Origin of the sequence: Kribbella sp. CA-294648 (assembly GCF_050943845.1) — a bacterium.
GTDB lineage: Bacteria > Actinomycetota > Actinomycetes > Propionibacteriales > Kribbellaceae > Kribbella.
In genome coordinates, this window is the sequence record NZ_CP191981.1 from 3457175 (window position 1) to 3477468 (window position 20294).

The 20294-nt window shown below is 68.6% G+C and carries 21 protein-coding genes; 6 read left to right on the top strand and 15 right to left on the bottom strand.

The genetic code is table 11. The annotated features are described in order from the left end of the window. Positions 1-40 precede the first annotated feature (40 nt). From ACQPYM_RS16550 to ACQPYM_RS16560, 3 genes are read left to right on the top strand one after another with little or no spacing between them, the layout of a single operon-like run. Complete coding sequence (locus tag ACQPYM_RS16550; protein ID WP_433021547.1) at positions 41-1033, top strand: ABC transporter permease; 993 nt, start codon at positions 41-43, stop codon at positions 1031-1033. Continuing rightward, the gene (locus ACQPYM_RS16555; protein ID WP_433021549.1) at positions 1030-2223 is read left to right on the top strand and encodes an ABC transporter ATP-binding protein; all 1194 of its coding nucleotides are present in this window, start codon (positions 1030-1032) and stop codon (positions 2221-2223) included. The genes ACQPYM_RS16550 and ACQPYM_RS16555 overlap by 4 nt, the downstream gene beginning before the upstream one ends. An 8-nt stretch (positions 2224-2231) precedes the next feature. Next, a complete protein-coding gene (locus tag ACQPYM_RS16560) occupies positions 2232-3287 on the top strand; it encodes an ABC transporter ATP-binding protein (RefSeq protein ID WP_433021551.1) in 1056 nt (351 codons plus the stop codon). Between the two features lie 61 nt (positions 3288-3348). On the opposite strand, the gene ACQPYM_RS16565 is transcribed toward ACQPYM_RS16560, so the two are convergent. The 13 genes from ACQPYM_RS16565 to ACQPYM_RS16625 form a co-directional block, all read right to left on the bottom strand. After that, positions 3349-4563, bottom strand: coding sequence for a low temperature requirement protein A (locus ACQPYM_RS16565; RefSeq protein WP_433021553.1), 1215 nt, complete (start codon positions 4561-4563; stop codon positions 3349-3351). Between the two features lie 121 nt (positions 4564-4684). After that, positions 4685-5980, bottom strand: a complete 1296-nt coding sequence (locus ACQPYM_RS16570) for a sugar ABC transporter permease (protein WP_433021555.1) — start codon at positions 5978-5980, stop codon at positions 4685-4687. Beyond that, positions 5977-6789 (bottom strand): ATP-binding cassette domain-containing protein, encoded by an 813-nt coding sequence (locus tag ACQPYM_RS16575; RefSeq protein ID WP_360288716.1) that lies wholly within the window; start codon positions 6787-6789, stop codon positions 5977-5979. The genes ACQPYM_RS16570 and ACQPYM_RS16575 overlap by 4 nt, the downstream gene beginning before the upstream one ends. Before the next feature lie 118 nt (positions 6790-6907). After that, on the bottom strand, positions 6908-7984 hold the full coding sequence (locus ACQPYM_RS16580) for an ABC transporter substrate-binding protein (protein ID WP_433021557.1): 1077 nt from the start codon (positions 7982-7984) through the stop codon (positions 6908-6910). Positions 7985-8086: 102 nt separating this feature from the next. Next, positions 8087-9277, bottom strand: coding sequence for an ROK family transcriptional regulator (locus tag ACQPYM_RS16585; RefSeq protein WP_433021559.1), 1191 nt, complete (start codon positions 9275-9277; stop codon positions 8087-8089). A gap of 295 nt (positions 9278-9572) precedes the next feature. Next, on the bottom strand, positions 9573-10496 hold the full coding sequence (locus ACQPYM_RS16590; protein ID WP_433021561.1) for an adenosylcobinamide-GDP ribazoletransferase: 924 nt from the start codon (positions 10494-10496) through the stop codon (positions 9573-9575). 12 nt (positions 10497-10508) lie between these two features. Further along, entirely contained in the window at positions 10509-11210 is a 702-nt protein-coding gene (locus ACQPYM_RS16595) for a bifunctional adenosylcobinamide kinase/adenosylcobinamide-phosphate guanylyltransferase (RefSeq protein WP_433021563.1), read from the bottom strand. A 1-nt stretch (position 11211) separates the two neighbouring features. Further along, on the bottom strand, positions 11212-12006 hold the full coding sequence (locus ACQPYM_RS16600) for an ECF transporter S component (protein ID WP_433021565.1): 795 nt from the start codon (positions 12004-12006) through the stop codon (positions 11212-11214). Beyond that, a complete protein-coding gene (locus ACQPYM_RS16605) occupies positions 12003-13613 on the bottom strand; it encodes an ABC transporter ATP-binding protein (RefSeq protein WP_433021567.1) in 1611 nt (536 codons plus the stop codon). Before ACQPYM_RS16605 ends, ACQPYM_RS16600 begins: the two co-directional genes overlap by 4 nt. After that, positions 13610-14707 (bottom strand): energy-coupling factor transporter transmembrane component T, encoded by a 1098-nt coding sequence (locus tag ACQPYM_RS16610; RefSeq protein WP_433021569.1) that lies wholly within the window; start codon positions 14705-14707, stop codon positions 13610-13612. Before ACQPYM_RS16610 ends, ACQPYM_RS16605 begins: the two co-directional genes overlap by 4 nt. Beyond that, positions 14708-15436, bottom strand: a complete 729-nt coding sequence (locus tag ACQPYM_RS16615) for an SCO2322 family protein (RefSeq protein ID WP_433021571.1) — start codon at positions 15434-15436, stop codon at positions 14708-14710. 112 nt (positions 15437-15548) lie between these two features. Beyond that, positions 15549-15761: a hypothetical protein gene (locus ACQPYM_RS16620; protein WP_433021573.1), complete on the bottom strand. Its 213-nt coding sequence runs from the start codon at positions 15759-15761 to the stop codon at positions 15549-15551. After that, positions 15758-16771 carry an aldo/keto reductase family protein gene (locus ACQPYM_RS16625; RefSeq protein ID WP_433021575.1) on the bottom strand — a complete coding sequence of 338 codons (1014 nt, stop codon included), beginning with the start codon at positions 16769-16771 and terminating at the stop codon, positions 15758-15760. Before ACQPYM_RS16625 ends, ACQPYM_RS16620 begins: the two co-directional genes overlap by 4 nt. Positions 16772-16872: 101 nt before the next feature. Here ACQPYM_RS16625 and ACQPYM_RS16630 point away from each other — a divergent pair, with 101 nt between their 5' ends. Further along, positions 16873-17202, top strand: a complete 330-nt coding sequence (locus ACQPYM_RS16630) for a YciI family protein (protein WP_433021577.1) — start codon at positions 16873-16875, stop codon at positions 17200-17202. On the opposite strand, the gene ACQPYM_RS16635 is transcribed toward ACQPYM_RS16630, so the two are convergent. Together ACQPYM_RS16635 and ACQPYM_RS16640 are read right to left on the bottom strand one after the other, a co-directional pair. Next, the gene (locus ACQPYM_RS16635) at positions 17203-18168 is read right to left on the bottom strand and encodes a hypothetical protein (protein WP_433021579.1); all 966 of its coding nucleotides are present in this window, start codon (positions 18166-18168) and stop codon (positions 17203-17205) included. Positions 18169-18248: 80 nt separating this feature from the next. Then, entirely contained in the window at positions 18249-18839 is a 591-nt protein-coding gene (locus ACQPYM_RS16640; RefSeq protein WP_433021581.1) for a DUF3043 domain-containing protein, read from the bottom strand. Between the two features lie 168 nt (positions 18840-19007). Here ACQPYM_RS16640 and ACQPYM_RS16645 point away from each other — a divergent pair, with 168 nt between their 5' ends. Next, the gene (locus ACQPYM_RS16645) at positions 19008-19817 is read left to right on the top strand and encodes a PspA/IM30 family protein (RefSeq protein ID WP_433021583.1); all 810 of its coding nucleotides are present in this window, start codon (positions 19008-19010) and stop codon (positions 19815-19817) included. Then, positions 19817-20092 carry a PspA-associated protein PspAA gene (pspAA, locus tag ACQPYM_RS16650; protein ID WP_433021585.1) on the top strand — a complete coding sequence of 92 codons (276 nt, stop codon included), beginning with the start codon at positions 19817-19819 and terminating at the stop codon, positions 20090-20092. The genes ACQPYM_RS16645 and pspAA overlap by 1 nt, the downstream gene beginning before the upstream one ends. The last annotated feature ends 202 nt before the right edge of the window (positions 20093-20294 follow it).

Below are 20294 nucleotides of genomic sequence, written 5' to 3' on the forward strand. Positions count from 1 at the left end.
CCGAGTCCGGCCACCACCCCGATCGGTGAGGAGAAACCCTGTGCTCTACTTCGTGGCGCGCCGGCTGGTCAGCGCGCTCAGTGTCGTGCTGGTCACGCTGATCGCGACCTTCGCGCTGTTCTTCATCGCCCCGACCGACCCGGCCGCGGCGATCTGTGGTGAGCGCAACTGCACCCAGCAGCGCTATGACGACATCAAGAAGAACCTGCACCTGGACCGGCCCAAGGTGCAGCAGTTCGCCGAGTACACGGCAGGCATCTTCGCCGGGCGGACCTTCGAGACGTCCGGCGTCAAGCAGGACTGCAACGCGCCCTGCCTGGGCTTCTCCTTCAAGAACAACCGGCCGGTCACCGAGATGCTTCAGTCCCGGCTCCCGGTGACGGTCTCCCTCGTGGCCGGGTACGCCGTCATCGTGCTGACGCTGGGAGTCGCCATCGGGTCACTGGCCGCGAAGAGACGCGGTACGACCGGGGACCGGGTGCTGATGAGCAGCACGCTGGTCCTCAGCTCGATCCCGTACTACATCGTCGCGCTGATGATCTCGCTCTATCTGACGATCCTTTACCCGATCCTGCCCCGGGGTGGCTATACGCCGATCTCGGAGAGTCCAGGCAGTTGGTTCACCGGGTTGCTGACGCCGTGGCTCGTCCTCGGGGTCTACGGCTGTACGCAGTACGCGCGGTACTCGCGTGGCTCGATGGTGGAGACGCTCAGCGAGGACTACATTCGGACGGCTCGCGCCAAGGGGCTTTCGGATCGGGTGGTCACCTACAAGCACGCGTTGCGGTCGGGCCTGATCCCGGTCGTCACGATCTTCGGTCTGGATGTGGCCGTCAGCCTGTCGGGGGCCATCTTCACGGAGCGCATCTTCGACCTGCCCGGCCTGGGCAACCTGGTACTGGAAAGCCTGACCACCTACGACCTGCCGGTCATCATGGGCGTCGTACTGGTCTCCTCGGTCATCCTGGTCACGATGAACTTCCTCGTCGACGTGGCCTACAGCGTGATCGACCCGCGGGTGAGGCTCTCGTGAGCACAGCCGGCAACGACGGACGGAAGGACCTCCAGGACACCATGGCCGGTACCGCACCGAGCGACGGCCCGACCGGCAGCCCGACGGCCGGCCAGGTCGCCGCCGAGCAGCGCAACCCGTCGATCGCGACCCGCGAACGACGGACCACGGCGATCTCGCCGAGCGGCGAGACGCCGTACCTGGTGGTCGAGGACCTGACCGTGCAGTTCCCGACGGCCGACGGGCTGGTCAGCGCGGTGAACGGGCTGAGCTACTCCGTTCCGCTGGGCCGGACGCTGGCGATCGTCGGTGAGTCCGGATCCGGCAAGTCGGTGTCGAGCATGGCCGTGATGGGCCTGCACGACCCCAGGCGGACCAGGATCACCGGCTCGATCCGGCTCGGCGGCGACGAGCTGGTCGGGCTGTCCGAGGCCGAGCTGATGAAGGTCCGCGGCGACGCGGTGGCGATGGTCTTCCAGGACCCGCAGTCGTCGCTGCACCCGCTCTACACGATCGGCGCCCAGATCTCCGAGGCGTACCGGGTGCACCACCAGGTGTCCAAGGACGTGGCGAAGAAGCGCGCGCTGGAGATGCTCGACCTGGTCGGCATCCCGAACCCGGTCCGGCGGTTCAAGCAGTACCCGCACGAGTTCTCCGGCGGGATGCGGCAACGCGCGATGATCGCGATGGGTCTGGTCAACGACCCGAAGCTGGTGATCGCCGACGAGCCGACCACCGCGCTCGACGTCACCGTGCAGGCGCAGATCCTGGACCTGCTGAACAACCTGCAGAAGGAGTTCGGCTCGGCGATCGTACTGATCACGCACGACTTGGGCGTGGTGGCCGAGATGGCCGACGACGTCCTGGTCATGTACGCCGGCCGCTGCGTCGAGTACGGCACCGCCGAGGACGTGCTGGCCCGGCCGCGGATGCCGTACACCTGGGGTCTGCTCGAGTCGATCCCGACGGTGTCGGCCGCGAACGAGCGGTTGCGCCCGATCAAGGGTCTGCCGCCGAGCCTGCTGGCCCTGCCGGACGGCTGTTCGTTCAACCCGCGCTGTCCCTACAAGGACCGGGTCAAGGGCGAACGCTGCACCACCGACCTGCCCGAGCTGCTTCCGGTCGACGGTGCCGGAGCGCACACGTCGCGTTGCCACCTGCACGACAAGGCCTCGATCTACGAGGCCGAGGTCGAGCCGAGACTGGGCTGAGGAGAGAAATGAGCGACACCATGCGTCCCGTTGACGCCAGTACTACGGCCAGCCCGCTGCTGCAGGTCCGCGACCTCAAGATGCACTTCCCGATCAAGGAGGCCGCCGGGCTCGGCCGGACCCGCAAGGTCGTCCAGGCCGTCGACGGCGTCAGCTTCGACCTCAAGCCGGGCGCGAGCCTGGGCCTGGTCGGCGAGTCCGGCTGCGGCAAGTCGACGACCGGCCGGATGATCACCCGGCTGCTGACGCCGACAGCCGGCCAGATCCTCTTCAAGGGCACCGACATCGCCCAGATGAAGGAGAAGGATCTTCGTCCGTTCCGGCGTCAGCTGCAGATCGTGTTCCAGGACCCGTACAGCTCGCTGAACCCGCGGCAGACGGTCAGCAACATCATCACCACGCCGTTGCGGGTGCACAACCTGGTCCCGAAGGGCAAGGAGCTGGCCCGGGTCCAGGAGTTGCTGGAGCGGGTCGGGCTGAACCCCGAGCACCACAACCGCTACCCGAACGAGTTCTCCGGCGGTCAGCGGCAGCGGATCGGGATCGCCCGGGCGCTGGCCGTCGAGCCCGAGGTGATCATCGCCGACGAGCCGGTGTCGGCGCTGGACGTGTCGATCCAGGCCCAGGTGATGAACCTGCTGGAGGACCTGCGCCGCGATCTGGGTATCGCGTTCGTCTTCATCGCGCACGACCTCGGTGTGGTCCGGCACTTCTGTGACGAGGTCGCGGTGATGTACCTGGGCAAGATCGTCGAGCAGGGCCCGCGGGAGCAGATCTACACCGCTCCGCAGCACCCCTACACCCAGGCATTGCTGTCGGCCGCTCCGGACCTGGGCACCATCCGTGGGATCCCGCCGAAGGAGCGGATCCGGCTGGTCGGCGATGTGCCGTCGCCGATCGACCCGCCGAGCGGCTGCCGGTTCCGGACCCGCTGCTGGAAGGCCGAGGACATCTGCGCCACCCAGGAGCCGCCGCTCACGCCGAAGACGAAGTCCGGCCCCGGCCACGCGGCTGCCTGCCACTTCGCCGAGCCGAAGGTGGACCTGACCGCCGCCACGGCCTGAGCACCACCGCACTATCGCTGCTGGACCCCGCCGACCTCTCCGGTCTGCGGGGTCCTGCTGTTCAGGCGTGGTCGCCGTGCCGGACCTCCTCGCGCTCCTGGGCGAAACGGACGGTTTCGAAGGCGACCAGGCCGATCAGCAGTGCGGCCAGTACTGCGAGCTGGCCGAGCGCCGGCACCTTGGCCAGCAGGGGGAGCGCGAGGATGCATAGGGCAGCCGTGATCAGACGGCTGATTCCGAGCCGGTGGGTGGTGCGCCACTTGAAGCCCACATGGCCGAGTAGGTACAGGACGACGCCGAGGAACAAGGCGTACAGGCCGATGCCCTTCAGCGGGTCGTCCAGGTGGTGGTGCTCGGTGTCACCGACGTACTCGAGGACCTTCTTCAGGCCGAGGGCGAGCAGCACGATGCCGGCCACCATCGGGAAGTGCAGGAACGTGTAGGCGTCGCGGGCGAGCTTCGGCCGGGTCTCCACCGGCTCGGCGGCCAGCGCCCGCTCGCCGTAGTGGGCGGTCGCGTCGAAGTAGATCCACCACAGGGCCGCGGCGACGGTCAGGCCGAGCAGCGAGGCGACCAGGATCGGCCAGGAGATCGGCAGGTCGGTGACACCGACGCCGATCGCGACGATCGACTCGCCCAGCGCGATGATGATGATCAGGCCGTGCCGCTCGGCGAAGTGAACGGCCGAGCGCAGCCGCCAGCCACGCGCATCGATCAGGTAGGTGCCGCCGTAGTCCGCGGCCAGTGCGGCAGCCCACAGCAGTGTCTGGGTGGTGCCGTGGAACTGCGACGCGACCAGCAGCAGCGCAGTACCGGCCAGCATCGACGGGGCGAACCGGGTGAGCGTCCGGCGCAGTTGCTTGTCGCCGTCCGCGATCAGCCAGAACAACCACAGGTGCAGCGTCCGGAAGGCGAAGTACGCCAGGGCGATCACCACCGGGCCGGGCAGGCCGCCGTCGAGGTCGTGGAACGCCTCCGGGATGGCCAGCGCGATCACGAACATCGCGCCCATCGCGGCCAGTACGACGCCGCGGACCGCGCCCTCGTCGGCCTTGACCAGGTTGCACAGCCAGGAGAAGCCGATCCAGCTCCACCAGAGCATGCCGATCAGCAGCACCCCGCGGATCACCCCGGTCCAGGTCAGGTCGTGCGCCATCAGCGCGGTGATCTGGGTCAGCGCGAAGACGAAGACCAGATCGAAGAACAGCTCCAGCGTGGTGACCGACTGGTGCTCGGAGGTGACCGATGCGTGGATCGGGTTCTTGCGTGGCGTCATGCCGCACATTCTGCGGTACTGCGGAACGAGAACGGATCGCCACTCCGGGCGGGGAGTGGCGATCCGTCGTTGGAACGGCGGGCTGCTACCGAGGCAGGGGTCAGGTAGCAGCCCACCGGGCTTAGGCGCGGCCGTGTGACTGCCGGCTGCGGCGGCTGAGTGAGTCGATGGTGACGGCGATCAGCAAGACGCCGGCGGTCACCATGAAGCGGACGTGGGAGTCGAGGCTGAGCAGTGCCAGGCCGTTGGCGATCGACATGATCACCAACGCGCCGAGCAGTGCGGAGTACGCCGAACCGCGGCCGCCGAAGAGGCTGGTACCACCGATGACGGCGGCGGCGATCGCGTTCAGGTTGGTGTCGGCACCACCGGTGTTCTGGTTGACCGCGATCAGCCGGGCGGCGCCCAGGATGCCGCCGACCGCGGCGAAGGTCGAACAGGCCGCGAAGACCGACAGGTAGATCATCCGGACGTTGATACCGGCGCGGCGGGCGGCCTCGACGTTGCCGCCGACTGCGACCACCGAGCGGCCCCAGCGGGTCTGCCGGAGCATGAAGTCGGTGGCCACCACCAGGACGACGAAGAGGAGGAACATCGCCGACACGCCGCGGTCACGGTTCAGCACGATGACCGGCACCAGCAGGACGACTGCCAGCGCCGCCGCCTTGAGCGCGATCATCCCGGTCGGCGCGGCGGACAGCCCGGCGGCCGCTCGGGCGCTACTGGTCCGTAGCCGGGTGAGGACGTAGATGCCGACCACCAGCACGACCAGTCCGTAGGCAATCGCCGGTGGCAGGAAGTCCTGGGTGGCGAACTTGACGATGCTGGAGTCGAACGGGATGTTGAGCGTGCCCTGCTTGCCCAGCACCAGCAGTTGCAGGCCGAGGAAGCCGAGCAGACCGGCCAGGGTGATCACGAAGCTGGGAACGCCGAAGCGGTTGTAGAGCGCGCCGTAGAACAACCCGATCAGCACCCCGAGGCCGACGGAGGTGAGCAGGGACAGCACCAGTGGCCAGCCCTCGTTGACGAAGGTCACCGCCATCACCGCGGCGGCCAGGCCGCTGACCGAGCCGACCGAGAGGTCGATCTCACCGAGCAGCAGGACCAGAACGATGCCCAGGGCAATCACTCCGACCGAGGTGGTCTGCAGGGTCAGGTTGACCAGGTTGCGGCTGGACAGGAAGGAGCTGTTGGCGATCTGGAAGACCGCCCAGATGATGATCAGCCCGACCACCACCGGGACCGAGCCCAGGTCGCCGGACCGGAGCCGGGAGGTGAAGGCCGAGATCGCGCCGCTGACGCCGTGGCTGGCGATCAGGCGCTCGTCCTGCAGGTCGGCGGGCAGCGCGGCCGGGTCCTGCGCCTCCGGCACGGTGTCCTGCACGGCAGCCGTCGAACCGTCGACCGGGGTGGTCATGATGCGGAACCTTCCTGCTGGGTCCGGCGCGCCGCGCGCTCGGAGACTGCGTTGTCCGTGGCACCGGTGATCGCGGCGATGATGTCCTGGGTCTTGGTCTCGCTGACCGTGAAGATCCCGTTGTTGCGGCCGAGCCGCAGCACCGCGACCCGGTCCGCGACCGCCATCACGTCGGCCATGTTGTGACTGATCAGGATCACCGCGAGGCCACGCTCGCGGAGCCGCTCGACCAGGTTGAGCACTTCGGCCGTCTGCGCCACGCCCAGCGCGGCGGTCGGCTCGTCCAGCATCACGACCTTCGGCTGACCGAGCAGGCTGCGGGCGATCGCGACCGTCTGGCGCTGACCGCCGGACAGGCTGGCGACCGGGATCCGGACGCTGGGGATCTTGGCGGACAGCTGCCGCAGCAGTTCCCAGGCGGAGCGTTCCATCTCGACCTCGTCCATCACCCCGCCCTTGCGGAGTTCTCGGCCGAGGTACAGGTTCGCGACCACGTCGAGGTTGTCGCACAGGGCCAGGTCCTGGAAGACCGTGGCGATGCCGAGCTGCTGGGCCTCGGCCGGGCTGTTCACCCGTACGTCCCGTCCGTCGAACACCATCTGGCCGTCGTCGGCGGTGTAGACGCCGGCGATGGTCTTGACCAGCGTCGACTTGCCGGCGCCGTTGTCTCCGACCAGGGCGAGCACCTCACCGGCGCGCACGTCCAGCTCGATGTTCTTCAGCGCCTGGACGGCGCCGAAGCGCTTGGACACGCCCCGCAGCCCGAGCACCGTACCGGCGGTCGTGACGGGGGTGGGTGTGACAGTCATCGATCAGCCTCCTGAGGGCTTGCTATCCGGCGTCGGTCCGGGTGGGCAGTGCCCACCCGGACCTCGGCTCTGCTGGTGCACCGGCCCGGGGGCGGGCCGGCTTCCGTGAGGCCGGGAGTTACTTGAGGCCGGCGGCGGTACAGGCGGCCGCGAACGACGCGGTGCAGATGTCCGAGACCTTGTAGATACCGTCCTTGACCACAGTGTCGTTGATGTTGGCCTTGGTGACGGCGACCGGGTCGAGAATCGTCGCCGGAACGCCGGACTTCTCGGTGGTCGACTCGGGCTTGCCACCGTTGACCAGCGCGACAGCGGCCTTGGCGGCGGCCTCGGCCTGTGGCTTGACGGCCTTGTAGATCGTCATCGCCTGGTCGCCGGCGATGATCCGCTGGATCGCGGCCAGCTCGGAGTCCTGACCGGTGACCGGCGGGAGCGGCTTCACGCCACCACCCTTGAGGGCGGCGATGGCGCCACCGGCGGTGCCGTCGTTGGCGGCGTAGACGCCGACCAGGCCGGCCTTGATCGCGCTCAGCTGGCCTTCCATCCAGGCCTGGGCCTTGTCCGGGCTCCAGTCCGGGGTGTCGAACTCGGCCGCGACCTTGAAGCCGGAGCTGTCGAGCACGCTGTGCGCGCCCTTCTTGAAGTCGGCCGCGTTCGGGTCGGTCGGCGAGCCGTTGATCATCGCGATGTTGCCCGACGTCTTGCCGGCCGCCTTCAGGGTGTCGACCAGGGTCTGCGCCTGGAGCTTGCCGACCGCCTCGTTCTCGAAGGAGACGTAGTAGTCCGCGTTCTCGATGAACCGGTCGTAGGCGATGACCGGGACGCTCTGGGCCTTGGCGGCGGCGACCACTGCGGCGGCGGCCTTGCCGTCGACCGGGTCGAGCACGAGCACCTTGGCGCCCTGGGTCAGCGCGGCCTCGGCTTGCTGCTGCTGCTTCGAGGCGTCCTGGTCGGCGTTGCTGTAGATCAGCTCGCAGTTCGCGCACGCGGTCTTGAGGGCCTCGGTGAACAGCGGCCGGTCGAGCGACTCGTAGCGGGTCGTCTTCGACTCGGGGAGCAGCAGGGCGACCTTGCCGCCGGCGGCGCCTCCGGCCGCGTCGGACGGCTTGTCGTCCGACCCACAGGCCACCAGGGAGAGGGCGAGCGCCGAGACGGCGATGCCGAGACCGACAAGACGGGTTGGTGAGACGGACATAGAGCGACTCCTTGACGTGAGGGCCCGAGTAGGCCTGAGCAGAGTCAAAGGCAGAACGCGCTTGACGTCAAGGCTTGAATTCAAGAAATAGACATATCGTTGTTACACGGTTGTCTCCAGCGACCTGGCTGCCGTCGCGTGACTGAGCACCGAAGCCAGCTGGATCGCGCCGAGGACGTCGGCGTCGTCACCGAGTTCGGCGGGCCGTAGCTCGACCGTCGCGGCGGCGCTCGGGATCGCGCACCGATCGAGGGCTTCGCGCAGGGGCTGCATGATCAGGTCGCCGGCCTCGGCCATCTTGCCGCCGACCACGATCACCTCGGGGTTGAACAGGTTCACCAGTCCCGCGACAGCCACCCCGACGCGGCGGCCCGCGTCCTCGATCACCCGGCGGCAGCCGAGATCGCCAGCCACGGCCCGGGTGACGATGTCCCTGAGCCGGAGTGCGCCGTGGGAGGCCTGCAACGAGCTGAGCAGCGCGCGTGACCCGACGAAGGTGTCCAGGCAGCCACGGTTGCCGCAGCGGCAGATCGGGCCGTTCTCGTCGATGGTCAGGTGGCCGATCTCGCCCGCAGTACCGGCGGAGCCGCGGAAGATCTCGCCGCCGAGCACGATGCCGGCGCCCACGCCGTAGGAGAACTTGATGTAGCAACCGTGCTGGACTCCGCGCAGCGCGCCTTCGCGGAGTTCGCCGAGCGCGGCCAGGTTGGCGGTGTTGTCGAGCGCGACCGGAGCGCGCAGATGGCCGGCCATCGCCTCGGCGACGTTGACCCCACGCCAGCCGGGCAGGACGGCGTCCGAACCGGCCTCACCGCTGACCGAGTCGACCGGGGCGGGCAGGCCGAAGCCGATGGCGCCGATGTCCTCGACGCTCGCGCCGACCGTCTCGCACAGGTCGGCGAGCAACCGGGCCGCGCGTTCCATCCCGTCGTCGGCCACGTGATCGGCCTGCAGCGGCATCAGTTGCTGGGCCAGGATCTCGCGGCTCTCCGAGGCGATCGCGACCCGGACGTCCCGCTCGCCGAAGGCGACCCCGGCCAGCAGGCCACCACCAGAAGCCAACGACACCAGTACTGCGCGGCGCCCGTTGCGGATGCTGCGCGAGAGCCCGACCATCCCGGCCTGGTCGAGCTCCTTGACCATGTTCGAGACGGTGGCGGCGGACAACCCGGAGGCGGCGGCGATCTCGACCTGCGTGAGCGGACCGTGTTGCCGGACAACCCCCAGAACGCGCTCGCGGTTGGCTTCGCGGAGCGAAGCCTGCGAGCCAGGCGCTGGGCGGGTTGCGTTCATTACATAAAGATAACGGATCGCGGGGCTTTCGCTCCCGAACCTGCGGTATCGATTCTGCAGACGCCCGTCATGTGTCCTCACTGTCACGCGTAGTGCTGCCCGTCCCCATGCCCGGAAGGACACTAATGCACCGGCACCCGGCCCCCACCCACCCCACGCGATGAGAGCGCGCCCACTCCGCTGGCACGACCTCGCCGGGACAAAACGACCGACCTTGTGCACGGCCTGAGCACGGGAAAGCGCGGTCCAGCACTCAGGTGGTGCACAAAGTGGGGCAGGGGACTGGAGCGGGGGGTCAGGTGGTGAAGGCCAGCGTGAGGAGTGTCAGAGGGAGGGCGAGTTCGACGGTCGCGCCGAGGGTGTCGCCGGTGATGCCGCCGAGGGATCTGCGGGTCCGGCGAGTGATGGCGAGGGCGAGCAGGACGGCGACCAGGACGGCGGCGGTCGAGCCGAGCACGGCGAGCTCCAGTGTGGAGATGCCGGACGATCTACTGACCGAACTGGCGGATACGCCAATCCAGTGGTCGCTGGAGACCTCTGTCGACCGGATGACGGGATAGCCGTTGCTGTACCAGGGAAGGTCACCCCTGACTGCCGTCGAGGGGTGCAGGGCCGCCCAGGAGGTGAGCCAGCCCAGTACTGCGGCGAACGCGACGCTCGTGAGCGTGACCAAGGCGGCGGCGTACGGGCGGACTGTGCCGGCGACCATTGCGCCGAGGCCGTCGGGTCGGGCGGACGGGACCGACGTACGGCAGGACCAGGGGAGGGTGAGCCGGCTGGCGACGCCGGCGATCAGGAGTGCCTGCCAGCCGAAGTCGTTCTGGATGCAGGCGTGCAGCGCGGCCACGTCGATCAGCAGGACGGCCACGATCGAGATCACCCCGAACGGGCCGATGTCGCTCTGCTTCATGATCCGCAGCTTGGTCTCGCGATCCCGCCGGCTGCCGAAGCCGTCGGCCGTGTCAGCCAGCCCGTCGAGATGCAGTGCACCGGACAGCCCGACCAGTACGACGACGCCCAGCACTGCGGCCAGCAACGGCGACTGGGGCCGCAGCTCGACGGCGGTGGCGGCCACCAGCCCGGCGATCCCGCCGAGCACCAGCCCGACCAGCGGCGCCAGCGTCATCGCCCGGCCGGCCACTCGCCGGTCCACCTTCCCGGGCACGCCGGCGGGCAGCACCGAGAGCGTGCCGAACGCGAGCTTGAGCCCATCCATCATCCGTAGGTCCCCTCAGAGCGCGACGGTTCGGCCGGCGACGCACCACAGCACCGCTTCCGACCGTCGAGCGAGGGTAGCGTTCAAGCGGCCCATCAGATCGCGGTAGAGCCGGGTGCCGGCATCGGCGGGCACCACGCCGCCGCCTACCTCGTTGCTCACGGCAACTACCAGGCGAGGGGTGTGGGACCAGGCCTCGGCCAGTTGCTCGATCCGCTTCTCCACGTCGGCGGCGCGGCTGTGGTCCGCCCATACCTCGCAGGCGTCCATCGTGCGCGAGAGCCACAGCGTGAAACAGTCGATCAGCAACGGTGGGCCGGGCGTTTCGAGCAGCGGCTCGAGGTCGATCGTCTCGACGAGTCCCCAGCTTGCGGGTCGGCGACTGCGATGCAGGGCGATGCGCTCGGCCCACTCCGGGTCGGCCGAACCATCGCCGCCCGTTGCGACATACACGGTGTCGGGGTGGTCGGCCATCAGACGCTCGGCCTCCGTGGACTTGCCCGAGCGGGCACCACCGAGAACCAGGGTCCGCTGCGCAGCCGTCGGGGCTGTCCACGACACCTGCTCGCCGGCGGGCGTCAGTACGTCGTACCGGAGTCCGCGGGCGGTCCTGGTCGTCGTCACCTCGTACCCGGCGGCGCCGACCGTGCCGTCGGCCCCGAGCCGCAGTACGCCGTCCACCACAGCGCCGTCGGGACCGGTGATCAGTTCAGCCATGTCACCTATCGAACACCACCGGTACGTCGAACGCCGCCTTGCGGGCAGTCCGGCGGAAGGCGTTCAGGATGGGCCGGCCGAGGAACAGCACCAGTACTGCGCACAGCACCCCCCGCGGGATGTCCCACCCGAGTGACGTGGCCACCACGAACAACCCGTACCGATGCAGGTTGTCGGCCAGCGAGTCACCCGGGATGAAGGAGAAGTCGCTGCCGAAAGTCGCGTAGGGCCAGAACCACAGGTTCATCACCAGGCCGTAGAGCACGCCCGCGACCAGGGAGTACGCCGCCAGTAACAGCACCTCCAACCGGCCGCCCACCCGAGGCAGCAGCCCAGCAAGACAGCCGACCCACGCGCAGGCGAACATCTGGAACGGCATCCACGGCCCGACGCCGCCACTGACCATGGCGCCGGCCAGCAACGACACAGCTCCCAGCACGAACCCGAAGCCGGCACCGAACGCCCGCCCAGCCAGGATCAACAGGAAGAACCCAGGCTCGAGCCCCGCCGTACCAGGCCCTAGTGCGCGCAGTGCTGCACTCACTGCAGCGAGCATGCCGAGCAGGGAGATCACCTTGGCGTCGATCCCCGCCTCGGACAGCTCAGCCAGTACTACGGCCACCAGCAGCGGCAGGAGCAGCACGAAGAGCCAGGGCGCATCGGTGGTGTGCCCGATGGCTGACTCGCCGACCTGGGACGTCGACCACAACAGCGGCCAGCCGAAGGCGAGGATGCCTACGACTGAGGCCAGGACCAGAGTCGCCGTACTGCGAGGCTTGAGCCGGACGAGTCTCACGAGGCCCGTTCCAGTGCGGTGGCGACTTCGCCGACTGTCAGGAACGGCAGGGGCGCCAGGATCTTGGCCACCTGGGGAGCGAACGCGGGAGATCCCGCAATGACAGTGGCAGTCTCGCCGTCGCTCACCAGTTCGCCTTCTGCCAAGACCAGTACGCGCGTGGCGACCTCTGCCACCATCTCCACGTCGTGCGTCGACAGCACGACCGCATGCCCGGCCAGTGCCAGCTCCCGCAGGATCTCGACCAGCCGATGCTTCGCGCCGTAGTCCAACCCACGAGTGGGCTCGTCCAGCAGCAGCAGGGGAGGAGCGCCACACAGTACGACGGCCAATGCCAGGCAGAGCCGTTGTCCCTCGGACAGGTCTCGCGGATGCATCTGGTCATCGATGCCGGGAGCAAGGCGTTCCAGTAGCGCCCAGCAACTACCTGACGGCACCTGGAAGTCGCTGTCGGCTCCAGCGCATTCCTCCGCCACAGTCGCGGCGTACAGGAGGTCGGCCGGCTCCTGCGGTACGAGTCCTACTGCCTTGACCAACTTGGCGGGCTTGGTACGCCGCGGGTCGGCGCCTGCTGCGGTTGCGCTGCCAGAGCGGGGTTGCACGAGCCCCACGAGCGCGTTGAGCAGAGTGGACTTGCCGGCGCCGTTCCGGCCCATCAGCGCGACCACCTCGCCGGACCTGATGCTCAGTGAGACCCCACGGAGCGCAGGAGTGTTGCCGTAGGCCACTACTAGGTCCTTGCACTGTGCCAACTCGCGCCCCTCGACAGCGGGCGGCCGTGGCGGCGCCAGGTTAGTCAGCCGGGTGCGGAGGGCGACAGCAGCACGACGGGCGTCTCGCACGGACAATGGCAGAGGTGACCAGCCTACAAGGCGGCCCAACTCGACCACTGGCGGCGCGACCGGAGCTGTGACCATCTGGTCGACCGGTAGTCCAGTGGAGACCGCAGCAGAGCCTCCCGGCACCTCGATCACGCGGTCGGCGTACTGGATGACCCGCTCGAGCCGGTGTTCGGCCATCACGACCGTGACGCCCAGGTCGTGCACCAGCCGCTGCAGCGCGGCCAGGACTTCCTCGGCAGCCTGTGGGTCCAAAGCCGACGTCGGCTCGTCCAGGACCAGTACTGCGGGGTGCGCCGTCAGTGCTGAACCAATAGCCGTCCGCTGCCGCTGCCCACCGGACAGCGAGGTCAAGGCCCGATCCCGTACGTCGGCCAGCCCCAGCAGGTCGAGTGTCTCCTCGACCCGGCGGCGCATGACGTCGGGCGCGATCCCGAGCGACTCCATGCTGTAGGCGAGCTCGTCCTCGACCGTGTCCGTGACGAACCCGGACATCGGGTCCTGCCCGACGATGCCGACCACATCGGCCAGATCCCGCGGCCGGTACTCGCGAGTGTCCCGGCCGTTCACCAGCACCCGGCCGGCCAGCGTCCCGCCGGTGAAGTGCGGGACGAGACCGTTGATGGTCCGCAGCAGAGTGGACTTGCCCGAGCCGGTCCGGCCGATGACCAGGGCGAGTTCGCCTTCGGGGATGGTGAAGCTCACGTCGCGGACCGCGGGCTCGGTGGCGCCGTCGTAGGTGACCGTCACGCGGTCGAACTCGATCATGCCGCCACCACCTCCTGCCGTCGGGTCAGCGGCGGTGCAGCGATTGCGGGCGCCAGGCCAAGCAGCAAGCCGACAACCGGCAGCACAGGAACCGGCGGAACGACCAACGGGCCTGCCAGCACCAAGCCCTCCACTCCGCGAGCTGCAGCGACGATCATGACCGCAGCAGCCAAGGCGCCGGACGCTGTCACCAGCCACTCCGGCAGTGCCCAGGGATCCGGCCTGTAGCGAGTGCGGGTCACCCGCTGGCGTCCAACAGCCATGGCGGCCACAGCGAGCAATAAGCCGACAGCTAGCGCACCGGCGGCAGCAGGGAAGGCCATTGCGTCAGTCAGCAGTGCGTAGACGCCCAGTGCGATTCCGAGCAGTCCCAGAAGCACTGCGCCACCAGTGATCCGTCGCTGTCGGCGGGGGACCTGAGCGGTTCGGCCGTAGCCACGGGAGTCCATGGCTGCAGCCAACTCGACCGACCTGTCCAGAGCGCCTTCCAGGACCGGCATGGCCGTAGTACGGAAGGAACCGCGGCTACGGCCGCGCAGCCGTCGGGCAGCGCGGATACGGCGAGCATCGGTGACCAGTTGGGGCGCGAAGGTCAGTGCGACGACACACGCGACGCCCGTCTCGTACAGGGCGCCCGGTAGCGACTTGAGCAGTCTGCGCGGGCTGGCCAACGCATTGGCCGCGCCGATGCAACACAGCATCACCGCGAGCTGGCCCCCGTCGTACAGGGCAGTCAGGACTGCCTCTGCGGTGACCTCGCCGCCGAGCTTCACACCACTGGCCCAGTCGGGCAGCGGGAGCTGCGGCAGCGTGAACATCACGACGTTGCCCTGCGAGCGGGTTGACAGCAACGCCTGCAGCACCACCCGGATGGCGATGACCACCAGACCGAGCTTCAGGAAGGCCACGTAGCTGTTGGCCCAGGGAGCGTCGCTGCGGCGCGCGGCAACTACGAAACCGGCGATCACCAGGATGAGGATCAGCAGGACCGGGTTGCGAGTCCTGCTGGCCGCTACCGCGAGCCCCAGGGCCCAAAGCCACCAAGCCCCCGGGTGCAGAGCCCGGGGGAGTGTCAGTTGATGAGCAGCGCGCACCTAGCTGCCACTACGTCGGCGGCTGAGTACCAGCCCGCCACCGGCCAGCAGGGCGACTACCAGCGCGGCGATGATGATGCCGGTCCACGGGGTGCCGCTGTCGTCGTCGGCGGTCGGTGCCTGGTTGGAGTTCGTCGGTACTGCGGCCGGGCTCGGCGTAGCGGTCGAGCCGACGGCCGGGCCGATCTCCAGCTTCACCTGCTCGTCGCTGGCCGGCACCTTGATGTCCTTGACCGGGTCGCCGCAGCCCTTCGCCGGGTAGCCGCCGATCCCGCAGGTGAGGCCCTTCTCGATCCGGACGGGCTTCACGGCCGCCAGGATCCTCGCGCCGGTCGCCTTCGGGTCAGTGACGACACAGGTGCCGGTGGCCGGGGGAGGAGCCTCGCCCGAGGGGGAGTCGGCCGGAGTACCGGGGTCGATCACCAGGGCGACGCGCTTCTTGCCGGCCTCGGCTGGGGTGGCTCCACAGATCGTGGCGAAGTCGCCGGCTGCCCGGGGTACTCGGGGCTTGACGCCGCCAACGGCGTACCGCCACCCCTCCACCGACCCGTCCGCCGGTACTACGACCTCGGAGCCCTTCTGCGCGAAGGCCCACTGGCCGCCGGAGTACTGGTAGTAGCCCCAGAAGCGATAGCCGTCCTCGGCCTGTGCCGTGGTGGCGGCGGTTCCCGCGAACAGAAGGCCGGCCAGGAAGGTGAGGACCAGTCGTTTGGTCCACTTTGCAGTCATATCGCCGCAGCCTATCGCTCAGCATGCGGACACAGCGGGAGCCCGGACGCGGGACGTGCGGCAGGCCACACACCGGCGTACGGGCTCCCGGCCGTACTGATCGTCGGGCGGACTACTCCGAGGCGGCCGACAGGCTCATCGGGCCGTAGACCTCACGGCCGTCCTCGAGCAGGTAGACCTGACCGACTCCCTTCTCGGCGAGCTCACGCCAGATCTCGCCCAGCCAGCTCTCCGCATCGCCCTGGGCGGAGAACTCCGCGCCGGTCAGCTCACCCGGGTCGGCCGGCTCACCGGTCGCGGTCTCGAACCGCCACGTCCAGCTCATGAGCCCGGCCGGGTCTGCGGGGCGTTCTGCTCGGTCTTGGCCGGATCGCGCTCGACGATGGTGCCGAGGGTCTCGTCGATCCGCTTCATCACCGCGTCCTCCAGCTTCACGCCGGCGGCCTTCACGTTCTCGGTGACCTGCTCGGGACGGGAGGCGCCGGTGATCGCCGAGGAGACGTTCGGGTTCTGCAGGACCCAGGCGATGGCCAGCTGCGACAGCGACAGGCCGACCTCGTCCGCGATCGGCTTGAGCTCCTGCACCCGGGTCAGTACGTCGTCGTTGAGGAAGCGGCCGATGAAGTTCGCGCCGCCCTTCTCGTCGGTCGCCCGCGACCCGGCCGGCGGCTGCTCGCCCGGCTTGTACTTGCCGGTCAGCACGCCCTGCGCGATCGGCGAGAAGACCACCTGGCCGATCCCGAGCTCCTCCGACGCCGGCACCACCTCGGCCTCGATCACCCGCCAGAGCATGCTGTACTGCGGCTGGTTGGAGACCAGCGGGATGTGCAGCTCACGAGCCAGCCGGTGGCCCTCCTGGAGCTGCTCCGCGGTCCACTCCGAGGTGCCGATGTAGAGCGCCTTGCCGGCCCGGACGACATCGGCGAAGGCCTCCATCGTCTCCTCCAGCGGCGTCTCGGTGTCGTACCGGTGCGCCTGGTAGACGTCCACGTAGTCGGTCTTCAGCCGCTTGAGCGAGGCGTTGATCGACTCGTGGATGTGCTTGCGGGACAGCCCGGCGTCGTTCGGTCCGCCCGGCCCGGTCGGCCAGTAGACCTTCGTGAGGATCTCCAGCGACTCCCGCCGCTGGCCCTCCAGGGCCTCCCCGAGGACGACCTCCGCGGCGGTGTTGGCATACGTGTCGGCCGTGTCGAACGTCGTGATCCCGGCCTCCAGGGCCGCCTGCACGCAGGCCTTGGCCTGGTCGTTCTCCACCTGTGAGGCGTGCGTGAGCCAGTTCCCGTACGAGATCTCGCTGACCTTCAGCCCACTGTTTCCGAGATATCGAAAGTCCATACCCCGACCCTACTGCGAGAAAGTTGCCGACGTGGTGTCGATCCGCGCCCGCCCGTTTCGTGTAGGCAGTAAGCGCACGAACAATCCGAAGGAGAACCGACATGACGCAGTACCTGCTGGGCGTGATGATGGTGGAGGGCGAGCCGGCCGAAAGCGCGCCGGGTGCCGTGGACGCGGTCAACCAGGACATGGTGGCCCAGGGCGTGTGGGTGTTCGGCGGGGGCCTGGAGGCCCGCTCGGCCGCGTCGGTGGTCCGCGCCCACCAGGGCAACGACGTACTGGTCACCGACGGGCCGTTCGCCGAGAGCAAGGAGTACATGGCCGGCTTCTGGGTCATCGAGGCCCCGGACGTGGAGACCGCCCAGTCCTGGGCCACCCGAGCCAGCAAGGCCTGCGGGCGACCCATCGAGGTCACGCCTTTCGACGCCTGATCACTCCCCGAACAGGAGCGGGGCGACATCGGGATCGTCGATGTGGCGGAAGTAGACCGGGTCGGCGAAGGTGGCCGGCACCTTACCGAGTGCCTGGATGACCGTGGCGGTTCCGTTCGCGTGACCCACGGCGTACAGGTAGCCGGACTTGGTGTCCTTGTCGATGCCGAGCAACAGGGTGCCGTACTGGCCGCACTTCTCGGCGATCAGCGCGTCGAAGCCCTGCCAGGTGGAGTCGCGGACCTTCTTCACGATGGGCTTCAGCGGCGAAGTCAGGGGCAGCCTGATGGTGTAGAGCGCTCCACCGCGGGTGGTGGCCAGGAAGGTGTCGTACGTCGCGGTCTGGCTGATCAGCACCATCGTCTTCACCGAAGCGAACCCACCCGCGGTCTGCATGTTGACCCAGCCGAGCCCACCCTTGGCGTCCCACCGGGTGATCGTGCCGTCCGCGCCGAGCCGGTAGTGGTTGGTCAAGGCCCAAGGATCGGGATCCCTCGGGTGGCTCGTCTCGAGATAGGTCGTGTCACCCCACCCGCCACCCTTCCGGTCATTGAGCGCTTGCGACCGGTCGACCTGACCGTCTTCCCCGACGAGGTAGTGGCTGCTGTAGAGCCCCGTCCCCATCACCACGTGGCCGTAGTACATCCGGCCGGGGCTGGGCAGCACGAGTCCACTGGCGAACAAACTGCTCAACCGCGGCTGACCATCGGGATAGATGTCGGTATACCGCGCCTTCACCTGCACCACCGGCGGCGAGCCGGCAGTGACAACCGTCGCCGTCTGGTCGCCCCCGGGCGTCACCGACCCGTTCACCAGTTTGCAGGCGGCGGCGACCGCATTCCCTGCCGAGGCTCCCGCCCCGGCAGCCGCCGCCGTCTCTGAGGCATTCGCGGCGCCGGGGGCGATTGTGGCTACCAGCAACGCAGCGGTTGCCGCGTGTAGGGCTGTGGTCAGTCGACCGGGCATGGTCAGCCTCTCGGTTCGCGGTACGAGGTGGTGGTTCTACCCACCTCGATACGCGAAACCGACGGAAAGTTGCCGGCGTACTACGCGGGCTTCTCGCCGCGGGCGACCATGGGCTTGGGGAGGCGCCAGCGGCGCATCTGCATGGTCCGGCGGACCGCGTAGAAGCCGATGCCCTTGGCGGACTCGTCCGGGAACTTCTTGGCGACCGCCCGCTTGAGGCTGCTGGTCAGCAGGAACCAGTCGGCGGCGATCGCGACGATCATCACCAGGAACAGGATGTTCACCAGGCCCGGCAGCCACAGGAACGCCTGGGAGAAGACGACGCCGAGCAGGGAGACCACCAGCAGCACCGGCAGCGCGAACTCCATCACCGACCAGCGGGCGTCGACGAAGTCGCGGGCGAACCTGCGCACCGGCCCCTTGTCGGCGGCCGGCAGGTACCGGTCGTCGCCGGTCTTCAGGGCTTCCTGCATCTTGGCGCGCTCGATCCGGACCTTCTCCCGCCGGTACGCCGCCGCCTCCTTGCGGTTGCGCGGCTTCTTCAGCGCGGCCTTCCGGGCCGCCTCGGCCTCCCGCCGGGTCGGGGTGGGACGTCCCTTGCCACCGGCCTTCGGCTGGGGGGCCGTGGACTCGGTTTGGGACGATGTCTCAGACTTGGTACGACGGAACACGGAGACTGAACCTCATTCGGGAACTAACACGCCGGCCTCGGGGTGGTCCCCGGAGCTTTGCACCACTTTATCCGGGCCGGTCCTGATGGTGTGGTGACCCGCAGGGACATAGGGTGGTTGACACGCACGCCGGGTCCACTCTCCGGCACAGAAGGGGTACGGATATCGATGAGCATCTTCAGGCGGATGTCGACGATCTTCAAGGCCAAGGCCAACACGGCTTTGGACAAGGCCGAAGATCCTCGCGAAACCCTTGACTACTCGTATCAGAAGCAGCTCGAACTGCTGCAGAAGGTACGCCGTGGCGTGGCTGATGTGGCCACCAGCCGGAAGCGGGTCGAGCTGCAGGCCTCGCAGCTGCAGTCGCAGTCGCAGAAGCTGCAGGACCAGGCCCAGAAGGCGCTCTCGATGGGCCGTGAGGATCTTGCCCGCGAGGCTCTGACCCGCAAGTCGGGGCTGCAGGGCCAGATCGACGACCTGACCGCCCAGCACGCCCAGCTGCAGGGTGAGGAGGAGAAGCTCACCCTCGCGTCGCAGCGGCTGCAGGCCAAGGTCGAGTCCTTCCGCACGAAGAAGGAGACGATCAAGGCCACCTACACGGCCGCCGAGGCGCAGACCCGGATCAACGAGGCATTCTCCGGCATCTCCGAGGAAATGAGCGACGTCGGCCTCGCGGTCCAGCGCGCCGAGGACAAGACCCAGCAGATGCAGGCCCGGGCCGGCGCGATCGACGAGCTGCTCGCCTCGGGCGCGCTCGACGACGCCTCCGGGTCCTCGAAGGACAGCATCACGCTCGAGCTCGAGCGGATGTCGACCGGTTCGGACGTGGAGTCCGAGCTGGCCGCGATGAAGGCGCAGCTGGCTCCGGCCGAGGCGCCCAAGCAGATCGCCCAGGACACCCCCGGCGCGGCTCAGCCGCAGCAACCGGCTCAGCAGCCCGTGCAGCAGCCGGCCCGACCGCAGGATGGAGACGCGTGATGATCGTCCGGATCATGGGCGAAGGTCAGTACCAGCTGGCCGACGACAAGCTCGACCAGTTGAACGTGGTCGACACCGAGCTGGAGAAGGCTGTCTCGGCCGGTGACGAGGAGGCTTTCGGTACTGCGTTCGCCGCGCTGCTGGACTTCGTCCGCAGCGGTGACCGCGTCCCGGACGAGGTGCTGCACGACTCGGACGCGATCCTGCCGCCGAGCGACAGCACGCTGGCCGAGATGCGCGAGCTGATCAGCGGCGACGGCCTGATCGCCGGCTGATCACCAGCAGTGACATGAACAACCGTCGACCCGGGTGAAAACCCGGGTCGACGTGCAGTTGACGGCGAACTTGCCGTTAATGCTGTCCGGACAGCGGGTACGCGTAGTAGTCTTCGGGCAGTCGTCGCAGGTGGGGACCAGGCGCGACGACATCACGTAGCACGCAACAATGCGTTCTGCGGCTTGCCGGGGGGTGAGTGTG

Bases quoted from the DNA above. Each gene is read 5' to 3' on its own strand.
- ACQPYM_RS16560 (WP_433021551.1), top strand. From the start codon at position 2,232: ATGAGCGACACCATGCGTCCCGTTGACGCCAGTACTACGGCCAGCCCG.
- ACQPYM_RS16565 (WP_433021553.1), bottom strand. From the start codon at position 4,563: ATGACGCCACGCAAGAACCCGATCCACGCATCGGTCACCTCCGAGCAC.
- ACQPYM_RS16570 (WP_433021555.1), bottom strand. From the start codon at position 5,980: ATGACCACCCCGGTCGACGGTTCGACGGCTGCCGTGCAGGACACCGTG.
- ACQPYM_RS16575 (WP_360288716.1), bottom strand. From the start codon at position 6,789: ATGACTGTCACACCCACCCCCGTCACGACCGCCGGTACGGTGCTCGGG.
- ACQPYM_RS16580 (WP_433021557.1), bottom strand. From the start codon at position 7,984: ATGTCCGTCTCACCAACCCGTCTTGTCGGTCTCGGCATCGCCGTCTCG.
- ACQPYM_RS16585 (WP_433021559.1), bottom strand. From the start codon at position 9,277: ATGAACGCAACCCGCCCAGCGCCTGGCTCGCAGGCTTCGCTCCGCGAA.
- ACQPYM_RS16590 (WP_433021561.1), bottom strand. From the start codon at position 10,496: ATGATGGATGGGCTCAAGCTCGCGTTCGGCACGCTCTCGGTGCTGCCC.
- ACQPYM_RS16595 (WP_433021563.1), bottom strand. From the start codon at position 11,210: ATGGCTGAACTGATCACCGGTCCCGACGGCGCTGTGGTGGACGGCGTA.
- ACQPYM_RS16605 (WP_433021567.1), bottom strand. From the start codon at position 13,613: ATGATCGAGTTCGACCGCGTGACGGTCACCTACGACGGCGCCACCGAG.
- ACQPYM_RS16615 (WP_433021571.1), bottom strand. From the start codon at position 15,436: ATGACTGCAAAGTGGACCAAACGACTGGTCCTCACCTTCCTGGCCGGC.
- ACQPYM_RS16620 (WP_433021573.1), bottom strand. From the start codon at position 15,761: ATGAGCTGGACGTGGCGGTTCGAGACCGCGACCGGTGAGCCGGCCGAC.
- ACQPYM_RS16625 (WP_433021575.1), bottom strand. From the start codon at position 16,771: ATGGACTTTCGATATCTCGGAAACAGTGGGCTGAAGGTCAGCGAGATC.
- ACQPYM_RS16630 (WP_433021577.1), top strand. From the start codon at position 16,873: ATGACGCAGTACCTGCTGGGCGTGATGATGGTGGAGGGCGAGCCGGCC.
- ACQPYM_RS16635 (WP_433021579.1), bottom strand. From the start codon at position 18,168: ATGCCCGGTCGACTGACCACAGCCCTACACGCGGCAACCGCTGCGTTG.
- ACQPYM_RS16645 (WP_433021583.1), top strand. From the start codon at position 19,008: ATGAGCATCTTCAGGCGGATGTCGACGATCTTCAAGGCCAAGGCCAAC.
- pspAA (WP_433021585.1), top strand. From the start codon at position 19,817: ATGATCGTCCGGATCATGGGCGAAGGTCAGTACCAGCTGGCCGACGAC.